This is a genomic window from Roseateles chitinivorans, from assembly GCF_050632145.1.
Lineage (GTDB): Bacteria > Pseudomonadota > Gammaproteobacteria > Burkholderiales > Burkholderiaceae_C > Roseateles > Roseateles chitinivorans_B.
The window spans coordinates 5625730-5649118 of record NZ_CP192577.1 but is presented as its reverse complement, the minus strand read 5'-3'; the positions used below and the strand labels follow the sequence as shown (position 1 = coordinate 5649118).

Annotated in this window: 15 protein-coding genes; 11 read left to right on the top strand and 4 right to left on the bottom strand. The window is 70.2% G+C overall.

The features are described 5' to 3' along the window. Nucleotides 1-165: 165 nt before the first annotated feature. The 4 genes from ACQ86G_RS25980 to aceA all read left to right on the top strand — a co-directional run bounded on the left by ACQ86G_RS25980 (nucleotide 166) and on the right by aceA (nucleotide 4641). Nucleotides 166-1059 carry an amino acid ABC transporter substrate-binding protein gene (locus tag ACQ86G_RS25980; RefSeq protein ID WP_431261498.1) on the top strand — a complete coding sequence of 298 codons (894 nt, stop codon included), beginning with the start codon at nucleotides 166-168 and terminating at the stop codon, nucleotides 1057-1059. Nucleotides 1060-1077: 18 nt separating this feature from the next. Beyond that, a complete protein-coding gene (locus ACQ86G_RS25975; RefSeq protein WP_431257982.1) occupies nucleotides 1078-1854 on the top strand; it encodes an aspartate/glutamate racemase family protein in 777 nt (258 codons plus the stop codon). Between the two features lie 184 nt (nucleotides 1855-2038). Further along, nucleotides 2039-3016 carry a tripartite tricarboxylate transporter substrate binding protein BugE gene (locus ACQ86G_RS25970; protein ID WP_431257981.1) on the top strand — a complete coding sequence of 326 codons (978 nt, stop codon included), beginning with the start codon at nucleotides 2039-2041 and terminating at the stop codon, nucleotides 3014-3016. Between the two features lie 326 nt (nucleotides 3017-3342). Further along, entirely contained in the window at nucleotides 3343-4641 is a 1299-nt protein-coding gene (aceA, locus tag ACQ86G_RS25965; protein WP_431257980.1) for an isocitrate lyase, read from the top strand. 139 nt (nucleotides 4642-4780) lie between these two features. On the opposite strand, the gene ACQ86G_RS25960 is transcribed toward aceA, so the two are convergent. Genes ACQ86G_RS25960 through ACQ86G_RS25950 form a run of 3 tightly spaced genes read right to left on the bottom strand, consistent with a single transcriptional unit; the run spans nucleotide 4781 to nucleotide 12509 of the window. Continuing rightward, a complete protein-coding gene (locus ACQ86G_RS25960; RefSeq protein ID WP_431257979.1) occupies nucleotides 4781-5170 on the bottom strand; it encodes a response regulator in 390 nt (129 codons plus the stop codon). Next, on the bottom strand, nucleotides 5170-7302 hold the full coding sequence (locus ACQ86G_RS25955; protein ID WP_431257978.1) for an ATP-binding protein: 2133 nt from the start codon (nucleotides 7300-7302) through the stop codon (nucleotides 5170-5172). The genes ACQ86G_RS25960 and ACQ86G_RS25955 overlap by 1 nt, the downstream gene beginning before the upstream one ends. Continuing rightward, complete coding sequence (locus ACQ86G_RS25950; protein WP_431257977.1) at nucleotides 7293-12509, bottom strand: HAMP domain-containing protein; 5217 nt, start codon at nucleotides 12507-12509, stop codon at nucleotides 7293-7295. Before ACQ86G_RS25950 ends, ACQ86G_RS25955 begins: the two co-directional genes overlap by 10 nt. Before the next feature lie 270 nt (nucleotides 12510-12779). On the opposite strand from ACQ86G_RS25950, the gene ACQ86G_RS25945 reads away from it, so the two are divergent. The 6 genes from ACQ86G_RS25945 (at nucleotide 12780) to ACQ86G_RS25920 (ending at nucleotide 18856) form a co-directional block, all read left to right on the top strand. Further along, complete coding sequence (locus ACQ86G_RS25945; protein WP_431257976.1) at nucleotides 12780-13211, top strand: response regulator; 432 nt, start codon at nucleotides 12780-12782, stop codon at nucleotides 13209-13211. A 111-nt stretch (nucleotides 13212-13322) separates the two neighbouring features. After that, the gene (locus ACQ86G_RS25940) at nucleotides 13323-14294 is read left to right on the top strand and encodes a bifunctional helix-turn-helix transcriptional regulator/GNAT family N-acetyltransferase (RefSeq protein ID WP_431257975.1); all 972 of its coding nucleotides are present in this window, start codon (nucleotides 13323-13325) and stop codon (nucleotides 14292-14294) included. A 97-nt stretch (nucleotides 14295-14391) separates the two neighbouring features. Continuing rightward, nucleotides 14392-15039, top strand: a complete 648-nt coding sequence (locus tag ACQ86G_RS25935; RefSeq protein ID WP_431257974.1) for a GAF domain-containing protein — start codon at nucleotides 14392-14394, stop codon at nucleotides 15037-15039. A gap of 101 nt (nucleotides 15040-15140) precedes the next feature. Beyond that, a complete protein-coding gene (locus ACQ86G_RS25930) occupies nucleotides 15141-15923 on the top strand; it encodes a M15 family metallopeptidase (protein ID WP_431257973.1) in 783 nt (260 codons plus the stop codon). Between the two features lie 177 nt (nucleotides 15924-16100). Continuing rightward, nucleotides 16101-18428: a GAF domain-containing protein gene (locus tag ACQ86G_RS25925; protein WP_431257972.1), complete on the top strand. Its 2328-nt coding sequence runs from the start codon at nucleotides 16101-16103 to the stop codon at nucleotides 18426-18428. Next, a complete protein-coding gene (locus ACQ86G_RS25920; RefSeq protein WP_431257971.1) occupies nucleotides 18425-18856 on the top strand; it encodes a response regulator in 432 nt (143 codons plus the stop codon). The genes ACQ86G_RS25925 and ACQ86G_RS25920 overlap by 4 nt, the downstream gene beginning before the upstream one ends. A 10-nt stretch (nucleotides 18857-18866) precedes the next feature. Here ACQ86G_RS25920 and ACQ86G_RS25915 read toward each other — a convergent pair whose 3' ends face one another. Next, nucleotides 18867-20411: an alkaline phosphatase D family protein gene (locus ACQ86G_RS25915; protein ID WP_431257970.1), complete on the bottom strand. Its 1545-nt coding sequence runs from the start codon at nucleotides 20409-20411 to the stop codon at nucleotides 18867-18869. A 143-nt stretch (nucleotides 20412-20554) separates the two neighbouring features. On the opposite strand from ACQ86G_RS25915, the gene ACQ86G_RS25910 reads away from it, so the two are divergent. Next, the gene (locus ACQ86G_RS25910; protein ID WP_431257969.1) at nucleotides 20555-22969 is read left to right on the top strand and encodes a M66 family metalloprotease; all 2415 of its coding nucleotides are present in this window, start codon (nucleotides 20555-20557) and stop codon (nucleotides 22967-22969) included. Nucleotides 22970-23389: the final 420 nt, after the last annotated feature.

Sequence of the window (23389 nt, the reverse complement as noted above, 5' to 3'; positions counted from 1 at the left end):
GCTGTCGACGAACATAAGCCCAGCTTATACGAAGCGGCGTGATGCCGATGCCCGGAAACGGCGATGGTCACTATCGTCGAGCCCATGCAAACTTCACTTCTCCCGACCAAGGAAACCGCCATGAAGATGCCCGCTCCCCGTGCCGTCGCCGTGTCCTTCGCCTCGATGGCTTCGATCGCCTCGATCGGCGCGTGTGCCCTGACCGCCCTGATCGCGGCGCCCGCCGCGGCGCAGCCCGCGGGCACGCTCGAGAAGGTGAAGGCCTCCGGCGTCATCACCGTCGCGTACCGGGACTCCTCGATCCCGTTCTCCTACCTGGGCGCCGAAGGCCAGCCGACCGGCTTCGGCTGGGAGATCTGCGGCAAGGTCGTGGAGCAGGTGAAGAAGGCGACCGGCCGCGCGGACCTGAAGGTGGCCACGCAGTCCGTGACCTCGCAGAACCGCATCCCGCTGCTGGACAACGGCACCATCGACATCGAGTGCGGCTCCACCACCAACAACAGCGACCGCGCGAAGCAGGTGGACTTCGCGATCAACTACTTCTACACCGGCACGCGGCTGCTGGTGAAGGCGAACTCGCCCATCAAGGGCTTCGCCGACCTGAAGGGGAAGAAGGTCGTGTCGACCACCGGCACGACCAACTTCCAGGTGATGCGCCGGATGAACCAGGAGCAGAACCTGGGCTTCGAGCTGATCAGCGCCAAGGACCACGCCGACGCCGCGCTGCTGGTGCAGTCGGGCCGGGCCGACGCCTTCGCGATGGACGACATCCTGCTGTACGGCCTGCGCGCCGGCGCGCTCAATCCGGCGGACCTCGCCGTCGTCGGCGAGCCGGTCCAGGTCGAGCCCTACGCGATCATGGTCCGCAAGGACGACGTCGCCTTCAAGAAGCTCGTGGACACCACGCTGGCCGGGTTGATGAAGAGCGGCGAGTTCGAGACGCTCTACAAGAAGTGGTTCCAGACGCCGATCCCGCCCAAGGGCATCACGCTGGGCGCACCGATGAGCCGCGAGCTGCAGGAGAACCTGCAGGCGCTCTCGGACAAGCCCGCGCGTTGATCACCCACTGATCCCGTCATGACGCACACCACACCGCGCCCGGCGCGCGGCGAGGGCGCAGCCTTGCCCACCGCGCCAGGCATCGTCGGCATCCTCGGCGGCATGGGGCCGCTGGCGACGGTCGACTTCATGCGCAAGCTGCTGGACGCCACGCCGGCGGCCACGGACCAGGAGCACATCCCCGTCGTCGTCAGCAGCATCCCGCAGGTGCCCGACCGCACCGCGGCCTTCCGCGGCGAGGGCGAGTCGCCGCTCGCCGCGATGATCGTCAGCGGCCGTCGTCTGGCCGCGGCGGGCGCGGGCGTGGTGGTGGTGCCCTGCAACACCGCGCACCTGTGGTTCGACGAGCTCGAGCAGGCGCTGGGCCTGCCGATGATCCACCTCGTGGATGCGGCGATCGCCGAGGCGCTGGACCTGGTGCCCGAGGGCGGCAAGGTCGGGCTCCTCTCCACCGACGCGACCCTGGCGTCCGGGCTCTATCTGAACCGCCGGCCGCCGCAGGGCGGGGCGGTGCAGTGGCTGCTGCCGACGGCGGGCGAGATGATCGACCTGATCGAGCCCGGCATCGTGGCCGTCAAGGCGGGGCAGCTCGCGACCGCCGCGTCGCTGCTGGCCGCGGCCGCGGCGCGTCTGAAGGCCCGCGGTGCGGGCGCCCTCGTGCTCGGATGCACGGAGATCCCCCTGGTGCTGGACGCCGCGTCGGCAGGCTTGCCGGTGATCGATGCGACCGCGGCACTGGCACGTCGTGCCGTCGAATGGGCGAAGCGGGAAAGCGCCTCGACCGACGTCCGTTGATCGACACGCGTTGAGCGACGCCCGTTGATCGACATCGGAACTCCCGAACGCCGCTTCAGGCCGCGCCAGGGGTTTCCCGCCCCTGCGACGGGGGCTCTACGTAGTTCCGCTAGGCCGGGCTCCAAGGGGACATACTTAAGCTGTTTCGATCACGTTACCCATTGTTCAAAAGACGAGGAGCCCAATGAACCGTCGCTCGATCCTCCAACACGGCCTGCTGCTGAGCACGCTGTCGCTGTCCTGCGCCGCGGCGCTGGCCCAGTCCTATCCGACCAAGCCGGTGAAGCTGGTGGTGCCGTTCGCGCCCGGCGGCACGACCGACATCGTGGCCCGCGTCGTCGCGCAGCACATCAACGGCCCGCTGGGCCAGACGATGATCGTCGAGAACAAGGCCGGCGGCGGCGGCATCATCGGTGCCAACGACACGGCCAAGTCGCAGCCCGACGGCTACTCGCTGGGCGTGGCCACCGTGTCCACCACGGCCACCAACCCCGCGATCAATCCCAAGACGCCGTACAACCCGCTGACGGACTTCACGCCCATCATCAACCTCGCGGCCACGCCCAACGTGATCGCCGTGCATCCGTCCTTCCCGGCCAAGGACTACAAGGCCTTCGTCGCCGAGCTGAAGAAGAACCCCGGCAAGTACAGCTACTCGACCTCCGGCACCGGCGGCATCGGCCACCTGCAGATGGAGCTGTACAAGAGCCTGACCGGCGTCTTCGTCACGCACATCCCGTACCGCGGCGCGGGCCCCGCGCTGAACGACACCGTCGCCGGCCAGGTGCCGATGATCTTCGACAACCTGCCGTCCGCGCTGCCCTTCATCAAGGACGGCCGCCTGGTCGCGATCGCCGTCGCGGCACCGCAGCGCCTGGCCGTGCTGCCCAACGTGCCGACCTTCAAGGAGCTCGGCCTCGAGCCCGTGAACCGCATGGCGTACTACGGCATCCTGGGCCCGAAGAACCTGCCCAAGGAAGTCGTGGCCAAGATCAACGAGGCCGCCCGCAAGACCGTCGAGATGCCCGAGGTCAAGAAGCGCATCGAGGAGACCGGCTCGATCGTGATCGGCAATACGCCGGAACAGTTCACCGAGCAGATCAAGGCGGAGTACGCGGTCTACAAGAAGGTCGTCGAGCAGCAGAAGCTCAAGCTCGACTGATCTCGCGCCCCTCCGCGCAGAAACGGGTGTCCGCCAGGACGCCCGTTTTTTCGTCCCTGCTCGCCGGCGTCGAGGCCGTCGTCAGCAGATTTCAAATCATGAAAAGAACTTGCCGGCATGCAAAAAACCGGCGTGCTGCAGCGCCGCAAGATTTCTCATCATGGAAGACTCACTCTCACGATCCGGTTTTTGATTTGCAAGCCGTTGATTTGAAAGGTTTAAAAATTCAGTCTTATATAAGACATTGACCGCCACGCCGGCGGGCGTCGCGACTAGATTTGAGTCATCGGTTTTGCAACTCTCACTTGATCCACCAGGAGCTCACGATGACGACCTCGACCCGCGAACAACAGATTGCCGCCCTCGAAAAAGACTGGGCCGAAAACCCCCGGTGGAAGGGCATCCAGCGCGGCTACACGGCCGCCGACGTGGTCCGCCTGCGCGGTTCCATCCACATCGAGCACACGCTGGCCAAGCGCGGCGCCGAGAAGCTGTGGAACCTGGTGAACACCGAGCCCTTCATCAACTCGCTGGGCGCGCTCACCGGCAACCAGGCGATGCAGCAGGTCAAGGCCGGCCTGAAGGCCATCTACCTGTCGGGCTGGCAGGTGGCCGGCGACGCCAACAGCAACGGCGAGATGTATCCCGACCAGTCGCTGTACTCGGTGGACTCGGTGCCGAAGGTGGTCAAGAAGATCAACGCGACCTTCAAGCGCGCCGACGAGATCCAGTGGAGCGAAGGCAAGAGCGACATCGACTACTTCGCCCCCATCGTGGCGGACGCGGAGGCCGGCTTCGGCGGCGTGCTGAACGCCTTCGAACTGATGAAGGCCATGATCGAGGCGGGCGCGTCCGGCGTCCACTTCGAGGACCAGCTGGCCGCCGCGAAGAAGTGCGGCCACATGGGCGGCAAGGTGCTGGTGCCCTCGCGTGAAGCGGTGGCCAAGCTGGTCGCGGCGCGTCTGGCGGCCGACACGATGGGCGTGCCCACCGTGCTGCTGGCCCGCACCGACGCCGAGGCCGGCGACCTGGTGACCAGCGACATCGACGACAACGACAAGCCCTTCTGCACCGGCGAGCGCACCGTCGAAGGCTTCTTCCGCACCCGCAACGGCCTGGACCAGGCGATCAGCCGCGGCCTGGCCTACGCGCCGTACGCGGACATGATCTGGTGCGAGACCGGCAAGCCGGACCTGGCCTTCGCCAAGGCCTTCGCCGAGGCGATCCATGCGAAGTTCCCCGGCAAGCTGCTGGCCTACAACTGCTCGCCGAGCTTCAACTGGAAGAAGAACCTGGACGACGCCACGATCGCCAAGTTCCAGCGCGAACTGGGCGCGATGGGCTACAAGTTCCAGTTCATCACGCTGGCCGGCTTCCACAGCCTGAACTACTCGATGTTCAACCTGGCCTACGGCTATGCGCGCAACAACATGAGCGCGTTCGTCGAGCTGCAGGAAGCCGAATTCGCCGCCGCCGAGAAGGGCTTCACCGCCGTGAAGCACCAGCGCGAAGTGGGCACGGGTTACTTCGACGCGGTCACCACCACGATCGAAGCGCAGGCGTCGACCGCGGCGCTGAAGGGTTCCACGGAGGACGAACAGTTCTTCGACGCGAAGCACGGCTGATCGCCGCGGCTCGGGCCCCGTCGAGGCGGGGCCGGTGAACCGGAAGGGGCTGCTGGGGAGCAGCCCCTTTTTCGGCCCCGTCTTTCGTCCGGGGGCGCGACGCGTGCGCGGCTTGCCCGCCTGACCCGGCTTGGTCGGCTCAGCGCGTCGCCGCCTCCGGCCGCGTCGCGACGGCGTCGCGCTGCCGCCAATCCTGGATCAGGTCGACCACGCCGTCCGGATCGGCCGGCTTGACCAGGTGCACGTCGAAGCCGGCCTCGTGCGCGCGCCGGCGATCGTCCTGCTGGCCGTAGCCGGTGAGCGCGATCAGCAGGCAGTCCGCGCCGCCGGGCAGCGCGCGGAACCGGCGCGCGACCTCGTAGCCGTCCAGGCCGGGCAGGCCGATGTCCAGCAGCACCACCTGCGGCACCTGCGCGGTCGCGGCCTGCAGGGCGCTGGGACCGTCGAGCTGCACCGTGGTGTCGAAGCCGGCGAGCTCGAGGAACACCGCCATCGAGTCCGCCGCGTCGCGGTTGTCGTCGACGACCATCACCCGGCACGGGCCCTCGTGGGCGTGGGGGCACTGCGGTCGCCGCCATCGCCGCCATCGCCGCGATCCCCGCGTTCATCGGACATCTCCCGGCCGGCCGTCGCTTCGGCGCGGGCGGGCGCGGGGCGCTCCGCGGGGAGCGTGCCGGGGGATGCCGCGGAGGCCTCGTCGTCGGCGGCGGGCAGGCGCACCTCGAACTCGGACCCCTGGCCGGGGCCGTCGCTGCGGGCTTCCACCTGGCCGTGATGGAGCTGCACCAGGCGTTGCACCAGCGTCAGTCCGACGCCCAGGCCCCCCTGGTTGCGATCGAGGCCGCGCGGCCCCTGCTCGAAGAGGTCGAACACATGCGGCAGCAGCGACGCGGCGATGCCGCGTCCGTTGTCGCGCACGGTGAGCACGAAGGTGCCGCCGACCTGGTCGCCCCGGTCGCCACGGACATCGCGGCCCATGGGGTCGACGTCCGTGCGCGCCAGCGTCAGTTCGATGAGACCGCCGGCGGCGGTGTACTTGCTCGCGTTGTGCAGCAGGTTGGTGACGACCTGGATCAGCCGCGCAGCGTCGCCGCGCACGTGCGCCGGATGGCCGGGCAGCTGCAGGCGGAGCTGCTGGCCCTGCGCGTCGATCAGCGACTGCACCGGCTCCAGGCCGTGGCGCACGATGTCGCACAGGTCGAGCGTCTCGGTCTTCAGCACGATCTTGCCCTGGCTGATCCGCGCCACGTCGAGGAGCTCGTCCACCAGCCGTGTCAGGTGCCGGGCCTGGCGGTCCGTCACCGCGACCGCCTCGCCCAGGCGCCGGTCGCGGTCCCGTGCGTCGTCGTCGCGCGAAGGCGCGTCGGCGGACGCGGTGGACGGCGCGGCGGACAGCGCGCGCATCACCTCGATCGCGCTGCGGATCGGTGCCAGCGGATTGCGCAGTTCGTGCGACAGCATCGCCAGGAACTCGTCCTTGCGACGGCTCGCCTCGAGCAGATCGGCCTCGGCCTGACGGCGTTCGACGATTTCGGCCTGCAGCGCGCCGTACAGCCGCGCGTTCTCGAACGCGATCGCGGCGCGGCCCGTCAGCTCCTCCAGCGTCGGCCAGTCGGGCGGCTGGTGCGGCTCGGCCAGCAGCAGGCCGCCGAGCAGGCGCTCGCCGGCCACCAGCGGCAGCACGACGCCGCTGGCGGTGTCGCGGCGCAGCAGCGCGCGGGGCGGCGGCTCGTCGTCGGGCAGGCCCGAGGGCGCGAAGGCAGAGGGCGAGAACGCGGAGGGCGAGAAAGCGGAGGGTGCAGAGGGCGTGAAGGCAGCAGGCGCAAGGGGCGACGACGCAAAGCTCGACGGCGCGGGCAGGGCGGTGTCCGATGCCGGCGGCATCATCTGGTCGAGCGCATTGCGCGTGGCGTTGTAGAGCACCTCGGACAGCATCTGCTCGCGGCCCTCGAGGAACAGCGGCGGATCGCCGGCGGCGACCGGTGCGTCGCAGCGCAGCACCCGCTCGTGGCCGTGGCCCGCGTCGCGCAGCCACAGCAGCGCGCGCGAGGCGAAGTTCGGCACCAGCAGGGTCAGCACGCGCCGCATCGCGACGTCCGCGTCCAGCGAATCGGCCAGTTCGCGGCCCGCCTGCGCCAGGAAGATCGAGCGGCGCGTGTTCTCCTCGGCGGCGCGTTGCGCGGCCTCGGCGCGCGCGATCGCGATGCGCTCCAGCGCCTGCTGCCGCAGCCGCTGCTGCATGATGAACAGGTCGACGAATACCCGCACCTTGCTGCGCAGCACGTCGGGGATCACCGGCGAGAGGATGTAGTCGACCGCGCCGAGCGAATACCCCTGCGCCGTCTGCAGCTCGTCCGCGTAGGCCGTGACGAAGATGATGGGCGTGTGCGCCGAGCGTCGGTAGCCGCGGATCAGCCGGGCCGTCTCCAGCCCGTCGATGCCGGGCATGTTCACGTCCATCAGGATCACCGCGAACTGCTGGCGCAGCACCTCGCGCAGCGCTTCGCTGCCGGAGCGCGCGATCACCAGGTGCTGGTCGAGGTCGGCCAGGATGGTCTCGAAGACGAGCAGCTTCTCCGGCAGGTCGTCGACGATCAGGATGCTGGCGCGCTCCGCCGCGTCGGGCGTCGCGTAGCCGTCGAAGAGGGCGCTCAGCGGCATAGCCAGCCCCGCAGCACGGTCAGCATGTTGGCGGGGTCCACGGGCTTGGACAGGTAGTCCCAGGCGCCGGCCTCGATGCACTTCTGGCGGTCGCCCTTCATCGCCTTGGCGGTGACGGCGACCATCGGCAGCTCGCGCCCGCGCGGCAGGCGGCGGATCTGCTGCATGGTCTCCAGGCCGTCCATCTCCGGCATCATGATGTCCATCAGCACGATGTCGATGGACGGGTCCTCCTGCACGATCCGGATCGCCTCGCGGCCGTTGTCGGCGGAGACGATGACCATCCCGTGCGAGTCCAGCACGGTCGCCAGCGCGAAGATGTTGCGCATGTCGTCGTCGACGATCAGCGCCTTCTTGCCGACCAGCGGACAGCTGACCTCCTGCGCATCGTGCAAGGCCTGGCGCTCACCGTCGCCCATGTCGGCGGGCGCGCGATGCAGGGCCAGGGCCATCGCCGCGATCGCCGCGTCGGTTCCTGTGGCCGTGCGCACCGGCAGCCCGTGCGGGCGCGTCCAGCGGCGCGCCGCGGCGAGGTCTTCGGACGAGTCGGGCATGCCCGTCATGCCCGAGTTCCCCGAACTCCCCGCCGTACCTGCCGCGCCCGCGGCGCCAACGGCGTTCAGCGCGACCACCGGCAGCGGCAACGTGCCGGGACGCTGCTCGAGCGCGTCCAGCACGTCCTGCGGACCGAAGGCGCTCGCGACCGCATCGACCAGCAGCGCGTCGACGCCGGGCAGGACCTCGCGCGCCTGTGCCGCGGTCTGCACGAACACCGTCTCGACGTCGCCGGCCAGCGGCGTCAGCAGCGCTTGCCGCTCCGCGCCCTCGGGCATGGCCACCGCCAGGCGTCGTCGCGGCCGGTCGAGGTAGCGCTGCAGGTCGCGCAGCGCGACCTCGACGTCGTCGCGCGACTGCAGCGGCTTGGCCAGGAAGCCCAGCGCGCCGGCCTGCAGCGCGCGATCGCGGGCGTCGTCGGTGGAGACGACGCACACCGGCAGGTGACGCATGTCGGGGTCGGACTTGAGCCGGTCCAGCACGCGCCAGCCCTGCATGTCGGGCAGGAAGATGTCCAGCGTGATCAGGCTGGGGCGGAACTCCTGCGCCATCGCGAGCGCGCCCGCGCCCGTGGTCGCCACCAGGCCCTTCATGCCGCCCTGGCGCGCCGCTTCGAGCAGCACGCCGGCGAAGGCAAGGTCGTTCTCGACGATCAGCAGCACGCGGTCGCCGCTGCCGATGTCGTCGCGGTCATCCTTGGCGACGTTGGCGAACACGATGCTGTCGGGCGGCGTGTCCATCTGGACGCGGTGCGCGTCCAGCGGGGTCATGCCGCTGTCGCTGCCCGCATCGCCGTCGCCACCGGCTCTGCCGTGGGGCGGGCCGTCGGCTCCGCGGTTGCCGTTGCCGTTGCCGTTGCCCTGGCCGTCGCCGGTCCGTCCGGACGGCGCGCGCCGCGCGGCCGCGCGCTGCACGGCGGCCTCGGCCAGTTCGGCGGCGGTGATCGCGGCCGGGGAGTGGGTGGGCAGGTCGTCGCGGTCCTCGCCCGTGGCCACGGCGCCGTTCGAGCCGCCGGAGGTGCCGGACCTGGCCGGTGTGCCGGGCGTACCCGGTGCATTGCGCGGACGCGCATTGCGCGCCGGCGCGTAGTGCTGCGGCAGGTAGAGCGTGAAGGTCGAGCCGCGGCCCGGCGCGCTGACGAGCCGGATCTCGCCGCCCAGCAGCCGCGCGAGCTCGCGGCTGATGGCCAGGCCCAGGCCGGTGCCGCCGTACTTGCGCGAGGTCGAGCCGTCGGCCTGCTGGAAGGCCTCGAAGATGATCTGCTGCTTGTCGGCGGAGATGCCGATGCCGGTGTCCGCGACCGAGAACGCGATCACCTGGCTGGCGTGGTTGAGCGCCTCGTTGTCGGCGGACCAGCCTTCGGCGGCCGCGGCGACGGTGAAGGTGACCTGGCCCTGGTGCGTGAACTTGAAGGCGTTGGACAGCAGGTTCTTGATGATCTGCTGCAGCCGCTTGACGTCGGTGACCAGCGACTTGGGCAGCGGCGCGTCCATCTCGACGGCGAAGCCGACGTGCTTGGAGTCCGCGAAGTGGCGGAAGCTGCGCTCGACCGAGCGCTGCAGCTCGTCCAGCCGCAGCTCGCTGACGTCGACGGCCACCGTGCCCGACTCGATCTTGGACAGGTCCAGGATGTCGTTGATCAGCATCAGCAGGTCGTTGCCGGACGCGTGGATGGTCTTGGAGAACTCGACCTGCTTGAGCGTCAGGTTGCCCTCGCTGTTCTTGCAGAGCTGGTCGGACAGGATCAGCAGCGAGTTCAGCGGCGTGCGCAGCTCGTGCGACATGTTGGCCAGGAACTCGGACTTGTACTTCGAGGTCAGCGCCAGCTGTTCGGCCTTTTCCTCCAGCGCCTGGCGGGCCTGCTCGACCTCGGTGTTCTTGCGCTCGACTTCCTGGTTCTGGTGGGCCAGCAGCTGCGCCTTCTCCTGCAGCTCGCCGTTGGTCTGCTGCAGTTCCTGCTGCCGGCGCTGCAGCTCTTCCGCGAGCGACTGCGACTGGATCAGCAGGTCTTCCGTCCGCGTGCTGGCCTCGATCGTGTTGATCACGATGCCGATGGATTCGGTCAGCTGGTCGAGGAAGGCCTGGTGGGTGGAGCTGAAGCGCTCCAGCGAGGCCAGCTCCAGCACGCCGCGCACGCGGCCCTCGAAGACGACGGGCAGCACCAGCACTTCCATCGCCGCGGTCTCGCTCAGGCCGGACGCGATGCGGAAGGCCGTGCCCGGCACGTTGGTCAGCAGGATCTTCTCCTGGTCCAGCGCGCACTGGCCGACCAGCCCCTGGCCGAGCGCCAGCTCCTTGCCGTGCGTGGCCAGGCCGCCGGAGGCGTAGCTGGCGATCAGCTTCAGGCGGGGCATCTCGCCGCGCATGTTGAGCACGAAGAACTCGGCCTGCTGCACGCCGACGACGGGCGCGAGCTCGCTCAGGATCAGCTGTCCGACGGTCACCAGGTCCTTCTGGCCCTGCAGCATCCGGGTGAACTTGGCGAGGTTGGTCTTGAGCCAGTCCTGCTCGGTGTTCTTCTGCGTCGTGTCCTTCAGGTTGCGGATCATCTCGTTGATCGTGTCCTTGAGGGACGCGACCTCGCCCTGCGTCTCGACGGTGATCGAGCGCGTCAGGTCGCCCTGCGTCACGGCGGTGGCGACCTCCGCGATCGCGCGCACCTGGGTGGTCAGGTTGGCGGCGAGCTCGTTGACGTTCTCCGTCAGGCCCTTCCAGGTGCCGGACGCGCCGGGCACCTTGGCCTGGCCGCCGAGCTTGCCTTCCACGCCCACCTCGCGCGCGACGGTGGTCACCTGGTCGGCGAAGATCGCCAGCGTGTCCGTCATCGAGTTGATGGTGTCGGCCAGCGCGGCGATCTCGCCCTTGGCCTCCACGGTCAGCTTCTGCGCGAGGTCGCCGTTGGCCACCGCGGTCACCACCTTGGCGATGCCGCGCACCTGGCCGGTCAGGTTGCCGGCCATGAAGTTCACGTTGTCGGTCAGGTCCTTCCAGGTCCCCGACACGCCGCGCACCGTGGCTTGGCCGCCCAGGCGGCCTTCGGTGCCGACCTCGCGCGCGACGCGGGTCACTTCCGCGGCGAAGGAGGAGAGCTGGTCCACCATCGTGTTGATGGTGGTCTTGAGCTCCAGGATCTCGCCGAGCACGTCGACGGTGATCTTCTTGGACAGGTCGCCCGCGGCCACGGCCTTGGTCACGTCGGCGATGTTGCGCACCTGCGAGGTCAGGTTGGACGCCATCGAGTTGACCGAGTCGGTCAGGTCCTTCCACGTCCCGGCCACGCCCTGCACGTCGGCCTGGCCGCCGAGCTTGCCTTCGGTGCCGACCTCGCGCGCCACGCGGGTCACTTCCGCGGCGAAGGAGCGCAACTGGTCCACCATCGTGTTGACGGTGTTCTTGAGCTCCAGGATCTCGCCCTTCACGTCGACGGTGATCTTCTTGGACAGGTCGCCCGCGGCCACCGCCGTGGTCACCTCGGCGATGTTGCGCACCTGCGAGGTCAGGTTGCCGGCCATGAAGTTCACCGACTCGGTCAGGTCCTTCCACGTCCCGGCCACGCCCTGCACGTCGGCCTGGCCGCCGAGCTTGCCCTCGGTGCCGACCTCGCGCGCCACGCGGGTCACCTCCGCAGCGAAGGAGCGCAACTGGTCCACCATCGTGTTGACGGTGTTCTTGAGCTCCAGGATCTCGCCCTTCACGTCGACGGTGATCTTCTTGGAGAGGTCGCCCGCGGCCACGGCCTTGGTCACGTCGGCGATGTTGCGCACCTGCGAGGTCAGGTTGCCGGCCATCGAGTTGACCGAGTCGGTCAGGTCCTTCCAGGTCCCCGAGACGCCTTCCACGCGGGCCTGTCCGCCGAGCGAGCCTTCGGTGCCGACCTCGCGCGCGACGCGGGTCACTTCGGAGGCGAACGATCGCAGCTGGTCGACCATCGTGTTGATGGTGTTCTTCAGCGTCAGGAACTCGCCCTTGACGTCGACCTCGATCTTCTTGGACAGGTCGCCCTGCGCGACGGCGGTGGTCACGTCGGCGATGTTGCGGACCTGGTCGGTCAGGTTGCCGGCCATCGAGTTGACGGAGTCGGTCAGGTCCTTCCACGTGCCGGCGACGCCCTTGACCTCGGCCTGGCCGCCGAGCTTGCCTTCGGTGCCGACCTCGCGCGCGACGCGGGTCACTTCGGCGGAGAAGTCGCCGAGCTGCTCCACCATCCGGTTGATGGTCTTGGCGGTGTGGAGGAACTCGCCCTGCAGCGGCCGGCTGTCCACCTCCAGCGCCATGGACTTGGTGAGGTCGCCCTCGGCGACCGCGCCGATCACGCGCGCGGCCTCGCTGGTCGGGTGGACGAGGTCGTCGATGAGCGCGTTGATGCAGTCGATCTGCTGGCCCCAGAAACCGCGCAGTTCGGGCAGGGTGGCGCGCTGCTTGAGCCGGCCTTCGCGGCCGACGACCTGGCGCAGCCGGGAGAGTTCCGCGGCCATCGAGGCGTTCTGCTCGACCACCTCGTTGAACGCGTCGGCGAGCTTGCCGGCGACGCCGGTCCAGTGGAAGGGCAGCCGCACGTCCGGGTCCCCGCGGCGCAGCGCATGGAGCGCCAGCAGCATCGCATTCAGGTGCTCGGCCGGGACCACGGCCACCGCTTCTTCCAAGACGCTCATAGAGGACTCCCGACGGCCGTCTGATCGCGGCTCAACCGAGGGACTTTAGCCGTGCGACAACGCTGACGGGACCTGGGTTTAGGAGGGCGGGGCCGGGCACGCAGCTTGCCGAGACGGGAGGTGGACGGACGGCGGAGGTCGCCCGCGATGGGTCGCGGGCGGACCGCTGTTGCGTCGTGTTGCATTCAGGGAGAAGACTTCGATGTCCGATACATCGCCTCACGAGCCCCCCACGCGTCGTCGCCATCGCCGCACGCGCTGAGGGTCCTCGTGATCGACGACGATCCGGAGGGCGCGCGCAGCCTCAGCGAGCTGTTCCGCTGCTACGGCTGCGCGACCTCGGTCGCCTACAGCGGCCGGGTGGGCCTGCGTCTGTTGAAGCTGTTCAAGCCGGAGCTGGTCTTCGTCGACTTCGACATGCCGGACATGAACGGCCTGGAGGTCGTGTCCGAGGCCAAGCTCATCGACGCCGAGGCCGGCCGCCACACCATGTACGTCTGCCTGACCGGCGGCGGTCCGGAGATCACGGACGAGACGGCCGGGGCGGCGGGCTTCAACCGGCTGCTCTACAAGCCGCTGAATGTGACGGATCTTCTGGCGGTATTGCTGGCGGCAAGACCGGGCAATTACGCGGCGGGCGGCCACGCGCCGGCGATACGGCCCGCGCGGCCGACATACGGCAATCGCACGACCAAGCATTGACTGTGGCGGCCGCGCCATGGCGCCCTGGCCGCATCGCGATCGATCGGGGCTCGAAAGCGCCATGGCAAGTAAATGCTTGCCAAAAGCAATCAATTGGCGGACGATCCCGCCATGCCCGATCCTGACCGCATCGAAGCCGTCCGCCGCTTCAACCGCTTCTACACGCGCCGCATCGGCGTGCTCAACGAAGGCCTGCTCGACTCCCCGTTCAACCTGACCGAGGGGCGCATCCTGTTCGAGCTGGCGCATCTCGAGAACGGGGAGGGCCTCACCGCCACCGACCTGGGTCGTCTGCTCGACCTGGATGGCGGGTACCTGAGCCGCCTGCTGCGCGACCTGAAGGAGCGCGACCTCGTGCGCGCGACGCGCAGCGCGGTCGACGCGCGCCAGTCGCTGCTGCAGCTGAGTCCGGCCGGGCGCAAGGCGTTCAAGCCGCTGGAGCGACGCTCCCAGGAGCAGGTCGGCGAGCTGCTCGACCAGCTCGGCGAGGCGCAGCAGACCGAGCTGTTGCAGGCCTTCCGCCGCGTCCAGGGGCTGCTGGAAGCGCCCGACGACAAGCCGGCGAAGCAGGGCTTCATCCTGCGGCCGCACCGGCCCGGCGACATGGGCTGGATCGTGTCGCGGCACGGCGCGCTGTATGCGCGCGACTACCAGTTCGACCAGCGCTTCGAGGCGCTCGTCGCGCGCATCGCCGCCGACTTCATCGAGCGCTTCGACGCCCGCCGCGAGGCGTGCTGGATCGCCGAGCGCGACGGCGTGAACATCGGCAGCGTGGCGCTGGTGCAGGCGCGCGACGAGGCGACGGACGCGCCGATCGACGGCGTCGCGCAGCTGCGGCTGCTGCTCGTGGAGCCGGCCGCGCGCGGGCTCGGCCTGGGCGACCGGCTCGTTGCCGAATGCCACCGCTTCGCGCGGGACGCCGGCTACCAGCGCGTGCGGCTGTGGACCAACAGCCAACTCGACGCCGCCAAGCACATCTATCGCAAGGCGGGGTACCGGCACGTCGGGACAGAGCCCTTCCAAGGGTTCGGGTTGGACCTTGTCGGCGAAACTTGGGAACTCGATCTCCAGGCGACCGCCTGACTTCCTTCCCTGCCCATGAATCTCGACCTGTACCTGGACTGGACCGGCCTGCGCGGCGACCTCGCCGAGGCCGCGGCTTCCCCCGTTCGCGGAGTCCGTGCGCCGGCACCAGACGGCGCTGCAGGCGCTGCTGACGTCGGAGACGCTCGAGGCCACGCCCGTGGCCTGGCGCTTCCGCGTGCCCGAACTCGGCGAAGGCGGCGCGTGCTCCCTGTTCGGACAGCTCGCCGAGCTGCCGTATGAGCTCGCCGGCATCCTGGGCGGGCAGGGCGCCGACAACCAGCGCCTGCTGGCCGAGGCCACGGTCGTCACCCGCTATTACCGCGAGCACAGCCGCAGCCACTGGTTCGGCGTCTACCAGGCGCGGCGCAAGTCCGCCGACGAGTCGGTGCTGGTGAAGCTGGCCTACTTCGGCGCCGAGAGCCGGGCCGAGTTCCCGCTGACCGAGGCCTTCGCGCAGGGCAGCAACAACAGCGCCGTGGGCCTGAGCGGCCGCGCGCGCCTGATCAACGACGTGGCCACCTTCGTGGCCGAGGGCGGCGGCTACTACACCTGCGATCCGAAGGTGAAGGCCGAGGCCTGCCTGCCGCTGTTCGACGCCGACCGGCGGGTCGTCGGCATCCTGGACTCCGAAGCCTTCGACCAGGATTTCTTCGGCGGCGACGAACTGGCGCTGGTGATCGCCGTGGCGCTCACGCTGTCCGGCGGCCTCATCGCACGGCCGGTGGCGGCGCTGAACGCCTGAACGTCTGAAGGGCGATGGTGCCGGCGCGGCATCATCCCTTTTGATGACGCGCCGGGCCGAGGGCCGGGCTTACGCTGACGGTTCCACTGCTGGAGCCCGCCGTGAGCCTCGAAGAAAGCTTCCGCGACCGGACCTTCGTCGTCGACGACCCCGATGCCCGCCTCCGGCGCGATGACGACCTGATGGCCTTCGTCCCCGCGCCGGGCGGCGGCTTCCGGACGATCGCGAGAGGCACGTCGGTGTCCATCGTCGAGGTCCGGCTCGAGGAGGCCGGCAGCAGGAAGCGCATCGTCTTCGGTCGCGCCGCGGCGGCCGGTGGCGGCGCGACGATCGGCTGGACGTCCACGCGCAACCTCGCGGGCGCCTTCATGAACGAGACGATCGGCCGGGTGCCGCCCGAGCCGGGCGCCACCCGCTTCGGGCCGAACGCCGCCTGGGCCGACGGGCAGTTCCTCGAGCAGCTCGACCTCGTCGCGATCGTGGACTCGACCCTCGAGATCGAGCGCCTGGCGATGAAGACCATCGCCCCCTTCGCCGCGCTGGTGGCGGCCGCGAAGGACGACGGCGTCAGGATCACGCTCAACAGCGGCTTCCGGTCCTATCCGGAGCAGAAGCTGCTGCACGACGGTTTCGTGCGCGGCCTGCCGGGTTTCAACACGGCGGCCAAGCCCGGCTTCTCGAAGCATCAGAACGGCATCGCCTTCGACCTGTCCGTCGCCGGCGGCGACGGCAACCCGACCTACGAGTGGCTCAAGCGCCATGCGACCTCGTTCGGCTTCGTCCGCACGGTGAGCAAGGAGCCCTGGCACTGGGAGTTCGACGAGCCCAAGGCGCAGGCCGCGCGAGCGGGCGGCACGTTCAGGACGCCGAACGTGCGGGACTGATCCCGACGATCCGGTCCGGTCGTCCGGTCGTCCGGTCGGGCCGCCACGCCCTTCCGCTGCCGCCTCCATCCGCGGGATCGTCCCGGCGTCGCGGCCGGACGCCGCGGCCTACACTCCCGCGTTGCAACCGGTCCGGGCGTCTGCGCGCCCGCGTCGGCGGTTGACCGTTGGAGCTCCATGGACGACTCATCCGCCATCCTCGCGATGGCCCCCATTCGCGGCGACATGGCCGCCCGCGTGCGGGCGTTCGCGTGGGAGACCACGTCGCTGGGCGCCATCGAGCGCTGGCCCGCCTCGCTGCGGGCCGTGGTCTCGACGATGCTGGAGTGCCAGCTGCCGATGTACCTGGCCTGGGGCGACGACCTCGTCCAGATCTTCAACGACGCCTACCGGCCCATCCTGGGCGCCAAGGCCGGGGCCGCGCTCGGCGGCCGGGCGCCCGACACCTGGGCCGAGATCTGGCCGACGATCGGCCCGATGTGGCGCCAGGTCCTGGACGGCGAGCCGCTGGGCTTCGACGATTTCAAGCTCACGATCGACCGCTTCGGCTACCCCGAGGACGTCTACTTCAACTTCTCCTACAGCGCGGTGCGCGACGACCGGGGCCGCGCGGCCGGGGTGCTGGTGACCTTCGCGGAGACCACCGAGAAGGTGCTGCTGTCGCGCCGGCTGGCCTTCCTGGACGGACTCGCGCAGGCCACGCGCGGGCTGACCGATCCGGCCGACGTGATGCGGGTGACCGCGGAGCGGCTGGGGCGCCACCTCGGCGCCAACCGCTGCGCCTACGCGACGGTGCGCGCCGACGAGGACACCTTCGACGTCATCGGCGACTACAACGACGGCGTCGCCAGCATCGTCGGCACCTACCGCTTCGGCGACTTCGGCCAGGAGGTGCTGCGCCTGATGCGCGCCGAGCAGGCCTTCGTGAACCACGACGTCGACCGCGATCCGGTCACCGCCGGCGCCGACCGCACGGCTTATGCGCGCACCAGCATCCAGTCGGTGATCTGCGTGCCGCTGCACAAGGACGGCCGCTTCGTGGCCGCGATGGCGGTGCACCAGCGCGAGCCGCGCCACTGGACCGACGAGGAGATCGCGCTGGTGAAGGTCGTCGTCGCGCGCTGCTGGGAGGCGCTGGAGCGCACCCGCGCCGAGGCGGCGCTGCGCGAGGAGGCCCGCACGCTGGAGACCTTGAACCGCACCGGCGCGGCGCTCGCGGCGGAGCTCGACATCGGCACGCTGGTGCAGCGCGTGACCGACGCGGCGACCGAACTCACCGGCGCGCGCTTCGGCGCGTTCTTCTACAACGGCGTCGACGACCAGGGCGAGGCCTACCTGCTGTATTCGCTGTCCGGCGCGGACCGCCGGCACTTCGACCAGCTCGGCCATCCGCGGCCGACCGCGCTGTTCGGTCCGACCTTCCGCGGCGAGCCCACGATCCGGCTGGACGACGTGATGGCCGATCCGCGCTACGGGCAATGGGGACCGCATCACGGCAAGCCGCCCGGACACCTGCCGGTGCGCAGCTATCTCGCGGTGCCGGTGATCAGCCGGTCGGGCGAGGTGCTGGGCGGGCTGTTCTTCGGCCATGAGGACGTCGCCGTCTTCACCGAGCGCAGCGAGCGGCTCGCCGAGGGCGTCGCCAGCCAGGCCGCGATCGCGATCGACAACGCCCGGCTCTATGCGGCCTCGCGCGAGGCGATGGTCGAGCGCACGCGGCTGCTGGAGAGCGAGCGCACCGCGCGGCTGGCGGCCGAGCAGGCCGGCCTGGTCAAGGACGAGTTCCTGGCGACGCTGTCGCACGAGCTGCGCACGCCGCTGAGCGCGATCACGGGCTGGGTCCACATCCTGCGGCGCAAGTTCGGCGACGAGCCGCCCGACCTGAAGAAGGGCATCGACGTGATCGAGCGCAGCGCCAAGGCGCAGGCGCAGCTGATCGAGGACCTGCTCGACATGAGCCGCATCACGACCGGCAAGCTGAGCCTGGAGATCGCGCCGGTCTCGGCGGCCGGCTTCACGCTGGCCGCGGTGGACCTGCTGGCCCCGGCGGCCGAACGCGCCGGCGTGCGCCTGGGTGTCGAGGTGGACGCCGATCCCGGCGCGACGGTGATGGGCGACGCCGCGCGGCTGCAGCAGGTCGCGGCCAACCTCATCGCCAACGCGATCAAGTTCACCCCGCGCGGCGGCGAGGTGCGGGTGCTGCTGCGCGGCGGACCTGCCGCCACGGAACTCGTCGTCGAGGACACCGGGATCGGCATCCCGACGGCCTTCCTGCCGTTCGTGTTCGAGCGCTTCCGCCAGGCCGACGGGTCGATGACGCGGCGGCACGGCGGCCTGGGGCTGGGCCTGTCGATCGTGCGCAACCTCGTCGAGTTGCATCGCGGCACCGTGAGTGCCGAGAGCGACGGCGAGGGACGCGGCGCGCGCTTCACGGTGACGCTGCCGGTGATCGGCGTGCGCGCGTTCGACGGCGCCATGCCGGACGCCGGAGCGGGGGCGGGATGACTGCGGGGCCTGGTGCCGGGACCCCCGCGGGTGCGGTCGAGCGCGTCTCGCTGAAGGGCGCGCGCATCCTGGTCGTCGACGACGACGAGTCCGTGCGCGAGATGGTGGTGCGCGCGCTGGGTCTGCAGGGTGCGCAGGTGCTGGCGGCGGGGAGCGGCGCGGAGGCGCTCGCGCTGCTGCCGAACTCGGACGTGAACCTGCTGATCTCCGACCTCGGCATGCCGGAGATGACCGGCTTCGAACTGCTGGCGCACGTCCGCGCGCTGCCGGCGGGGCAGGGCGGCGAGGTGCCCGCGATCGCGCTGACCGCCTTCGCCCGCGAGACCGACCGGCGCCAGGCGTTGGAGGCCGGCTTCCGGGCCCACTTCCGCAAGCCGGTGGAGTTTCCGGCGCTGGTGCGGGCGATCCAGGAGATGGGGCTGTCCTGAGCAGCGGGCGTCAGGCCGCCTGTGCGCCCGGCCGTCCCGCTTCCACCGCGAAGCGCGCCGCGGTGAACACCGGGCTCTTCGCATCCCACGGCGTCTGCACGCTGCGCAGCTCGGCCTCCAGCCGCTCGGCGCGCAGCTCGAAGCGCATGTAGCCGCGCTGATCGCTGCGGCCGTAGCGGATGTGCGGATTGAGCGGCAGGGCCTTGTCCAGGTGGGACTGCGCCATGCCGTTGCTGGAGATGGACGTGCCGCAGAACTCGCTGGCCAGTACCGGCGCCTGGTCGTCGTCCCAGTCGAGCTTGAGGTCGGCCACGTAATTCGCGTGCACATCGCCGCCGAGCACCACCGCATTCGGCACGCGCCGCGCCTCCAGGTCGCGCAGCAGCCGCTCGCGCGCGAAGGGATACCCGTCCCAGCCGTCGGTCCAGTAGCGGCCCGGACCCTGGTCCGGATCCTGCGAATTGAAGCGTGTCATCAGCGTCTGCTGGGCCAGCAGGTTCCAGGGGCGCGTGGCGTCCCAGCTGTCGCGCAGCCACTGCTCCTGCGGCGCTCCCAGCATCGTGCGCTGCGGATTGCGCAGCGACGGGCAGGCCTTCAGGTCCACCGTGTTGGAGCCACCGCGCCCCGGTTTCGGGCAGACCTGGGGATCGCGCCACGAGCGGTCGTCGATCGTGACGAGCCGCGCCAGGCCGCCCCAGTCGTAACGCTGGTTCAGCGTCATGTCGGCACCGCGCGGGCGCATCTGTTTCGGGAAGGGCTGGTGCTCCCAGTAGGCCTGCGCGGCGGCGATGCGGCGCTGGTGGAAATCGGGGGCCAGGTCTTGCGAGACGTCGCCCGCCCAGTCGTTCTGGGTCTCGTGGTCGTCCCAGGTGAGGATCCACGGCGCGTTGGCGTGCATCGCCTGGAGCTGTGGATCGGCCTTGTACTGGGCGTAGCGCTGGCGGTAGTCGTCCAGGGTCCGGCACTCGCCGCCGCGGTGCTGGCGCGGCGCCTGGCTGCCGGACGCGGTGGCGGATTCGTAGATGTAGTCGCCGAGGAACAGCACCAGGTCGAGGTCCTGCCTGGCCATGTCGCCCCAGGCGGCGTAGTCGCCGTGGTCGTAACGCTGGCAGGACGCGATGGCGAAGCGCAGCGGGCCGGCCACCGCGCCCGTCGCCGGCGCGGTCCGCGTGCGACCCACCGGGCTCTGCTGGCCCCGCGCGCGGAAGCGATACCAGTACCAGCGGTCGGGACGCAGGCCTGCCGGTTCGGCGTGCACGCTGTGGGCGGTGCCGGGCTCGGCCCGCTCGGTGCCGCGCGCGACGATTCTCTTGAACGCCTCGTCCTCCGCCAGCTCCCACTGCACCGGCACCTCCGCCGGCAGCGTGTCGCCGATCAAGCGCGTCCACAGCACGACGCGCTCCGCGCGGGGGCTGCCGGACGCGACGCCGAGCGCGAACAGCGGCGCGCCGGAGGGGGCCGCGGCTTCGGCGTGGCGGAGCAGGGCCGGTGCGCAGCCGGCGGCCAGGGCGGCCTGCAGCAGGCCACGTCGCGAGGGGGTCCAGAGGCAAGTCATGACCCCGGAGCGTAGCGTCGAAAGCTGACGTGGCCGTGACCTGTCGCTCGGCTGAATCAGGTGTAAGAGTTGGTCAGGATCGGGCTGGGAAGGTGGAAGGATCGTTGATCATTCGCCGCCTTTTCAATCCATCCATCGAACTCATGCTGGTGCCTTACCCCAAAGCGGTCGTCTCCGTTGCCGCGTTCATCGCCGCAGCGTCATTCGCCGCGTACAAGGTGGGAGACAGTGCCCAGCCTGAACCGGATCCGGCCAAGCCGTCGCAGGGCGCCGCGGCGGGTCCCGTGCCGATGGGCATGGGCCCGGTGCGACTGCCGGAGGCGCCCGCGCCCGTCGCCCGCAAACCGAAATTCGCCGCGACCGGCGCCGTGCCGAAGCCGCCGCCGGTGCTGGCAGCGCCGGTGCCCGCGCCTGCGGCGGCGGCGCGCGCCAATGCGGGCGTGCCGATGCGCTTCGCCTCCGCCGGAACGACGACGCCGCAGGACGTGACCGTCACCACGGCACCGGCGCGCGCGATGGCCCTCTATCTGCCGGGACCGTTCGCCTCGCCGTCGCCTTCTCCGGCACCGTCGCCTTCCCCGGCGGCGTCCCCGGCGCCCGCACCCACCCCGGCACCGGCGCCCGAGTCCGCCGCCGTGGTGGTGCCCGCGCCCGTCGTCACGCCGGAGCTGCTGGGCGTCGAACTGGCCCAGACCCATGTGATCCCGCCCGGCGGCCGCACGATGCAGTCGCCCAACGAGGTCAAGCTCAACAAGAACCGCAAGCTGCAACTGGTCGCCGACCGCGCGGCGCTGCTGATGCTGCAGCCGTCGACCGGCGACGGAACGGCCGGCACGCTGCTGGTGCGCGCGAAGCTCGCGGACGGCCGCACGCTCGGCCCGCTGACGATGAACGCGCCGGCCCGGCTGCCGACGTCCGACGGCGGCGGTGTCGCGTATTCGTCGGTCAAGTACAGCGCGCTGCTGCCCAAGGAATGGGTGCAGATCGGCGCGATCCTGGAAGTGGGCCGGACCGATTTCTCGTCGCCCCGGACGATCGCGCTGACCGTCACGCCGGCCACGACGCTCAAGCATCACACGGTGCCGATCTACCTGTTCGGCGCGCGCGCCGCGCAGTCGGTGGTGTCGGACTTCAGCCTCGGCGCGATCTCGACGGCCGGTTATCCGATCGATGCCGAGTACCGCGAGAAGCTGCCCGTCGCCAGGCTCGACACGCGCGTCGCGGGGGCGGTCACGATCGACCAGCTGGCGGTCCCCGGCCGCAACGACGACAAGTTCTGCTACCCGGCGATGACGGTCTCCTCGTGGGCCGACTTCCGGGCGATCGACGGCGATGCCAACGCCCGGATGCTGCGCGTGCTGCGCGACATGCGCGGCTGGACGGCCAACCGCGACCAGGCGTTCGCGGCGGGCTTCTACGGCTTCATCCAGACCACCAGCGCGGGCAAGCAGCTCGCGGCCTCGACCGGCGGCGGACTGGGCGGCAGCGGTGTGGCCGTGTCGGGCGTCGACACCCGTCCCGATGCGATCTACTCGGCCATCTTCCATCACGAGATGGGCCATGCCTACGGCCTGCCGCACGCGGACACCGCGGCCGAGGCGGGCGACGATCCGTACAAGCTGGGCACGAAGAGCGGTTCCAGCTGGGGCTTCGACAGCGTCAAGCAGCAGCTGCTGACGACGCGGGAGTTCAGCGGCCAGTCCTGCGACACGCGCACCGTCGACGGCGTCTGCTACCAGCGCACGCCGATGTCGGGCGGCGAGGACGACCGCAATGCCTTGAGCTACCGCTGGAATGCGTTCTCGGACTACCAGGCCGCGATCCTGCAGCAGGGCTTCCTGGACAAGCTGTTCCCGGACTCGAGCGTCGACGGCGGCTACAAGCGCTGGAACCGCACGACGGGCGCGTTCGAGAAGGTCACCAACGACGACCGCGCGCGTTCGGGCACCGACGTGCTGCAGCTGGACCAGCAGGTGCAGACGGTGATCGGCACGGTCTCGCATTTCAATGCCGCCCCGACGGCCAGCACGATGGTGGTGACGCCGGCGTGGACCGGCAACCTGCCGCAGCGCCTCGACCCGACGGTGCAGACCGACGTGGACCGCCTCCTGAGCGACAAGCCCGGCGGCTGGAACGGCTACTACTGCGTGACCAGCGGCTGCGACTACACGCTGGTGGCCACCTACGCGGACGGCACGGTGCTGCGTCATCTGCTGCCGGTCGGTTACCGCGACTGGAACAAGCCCAACGACGCGACCGGCTACAAGCGCGGCGCCAAGGACGCGACCAGCGCGGACAACTTCTCCACCTACGCGGTGAACCTGCCGACCGGCCGCGGCGGGCTGGTGAAGCTGCAGCTGTTCAGCACGCCGCACGGCTCGCAATGGCAGACGCGCTTCCCGGTGATGAATGCCGCGGACCTCGGCGGCAGCCTGCCGCTGGTGAACGAGTGGACGCCGGCGGACGGCACCACCGGCGGCAAGGGCGCGCCTGGCACGACGCAGTTCGACACGGCGTCGTGCAAGGTCGGCGCCGCGGTGAAGCGGCCTGCACGCTGAGCCGCGCCGATCCGCTCGACTCGGACGCGATCGAACCGATCCGACCCGCGCCGACCCATGTCGGCGTTCGTCGGAACGCGCCACTCCGGGGACGCAATACCTGACACCTGCAACCCCGCAACCCAGTGGACGACTGTGCCGCGGCTGCATCAGGTGTAAGAGTTGGTCAGGCATGAATGCGCTTTCAAGCCTGATCCACGATCATCGCGGCCCGATCCGATTTGCTCCTCGCCCGTGATGAACCGTCCTCGCCCGAATGTCTTTCCCTTCGTCCTCGCGTTGATCGCCTCTGCCGCCCTGGCGGCCTGCGGCGGCGGCGACGGTGACAAGGACACCGCGACGACGCCCACGCCGACGCAAGGCACCACGCCGGGCAACGGCAACGGCGCGGCACCGGGACCCGCTCCGGCTCCCGCTCCC

Bases quoted from the DNA above. Each gene is read 5' to 3' on its own strand.
- ACQ86G_RS25925 (WP_431257972.1), top strand. From the start codon at position 16,101: ATGGACGACTCATCCGCCATCCTCGCGATGGCCCCCATTCGCGGCGAC.
- ACQ86G_RS25940 (WP_431257975.1), top strand. From the start codon at position 13,323: ATGCCCGATCCTGACCGCATCGAAGCCGTCCGCCGCTTCAACCGCTTC.
- aceA (WP_431257980.1), top strand. From the start codon at position 3,343: ATGACGACCTCGACCCGCGAACAACAGATTGCCGCCCTCGAAAAAGAC.
- ACQ86G_RS25960 (WP_431257979.1), bottom strand. From the start codon at position 5,170: ATGGTCGTCGACGACAACCGCGACGCGGCGGACTCGATGGCGGTGTTC.
- ACQ86G_RS25915 (WP_431257970.1), bottom strand. From the start codon at position 20,411: ATGACTTGCCTCTGGACCCCCTCGCGACGTGGCCTGCTGCAGGCCGCC.
- ACQ86G_RS25975 (WP_431257982.1), top strand. From the start codon at position 1,078: ATGACGCACACCACACCGCGCCCGGCGCGCGGCGAGGGCGCAGCCTTG.
- ACQ86G_RS25955 (WP_431257978.1), bottom strand. From the start codon at position 7,302: ATGCCGCTGAGCGCCCTCTTCGACGGCTACGCGACGCCCGACGCGGCG.
- ACQ86G_RS25920 (WP_431257971.1), top strand. From the start codon at position 18,425: ATGACTGCGGGGCCTGGTGCCGGGACCCCCGCGGGTGCGGTCGAGCGC.
- ACQ86G_RS25910 (WP_431257969.1), top strand. From the start codon at position 20,555: ATGCTGGTGCCTTACCCCAAAGCGGTCGTCTCCGTTGCCGCGTTCATC.
- ACQ86G_RS25950 (WP_431257977.1), bottom strand. From the start codon at position 12,509: ATGAGCGTCTTGGAAGAAGCGGTGGCCGTGGTCCCGGCCGAGCACCTG.
- ACQ86G_RS25980 (WP_431261498.1), top strand. From the start codon at position 166: ATGGCTTCGATCGCCTCGATCGGCGCGTGTGCCCTGACCGCCCTGATC.
- ACQ86G_RS25970 (WP_431257981.1), top strand. From the start codon at position 2,039: ATGAACCGTCGCTCGATCCTCCAACACGGCCTGCTGCTGAGCACGCTG.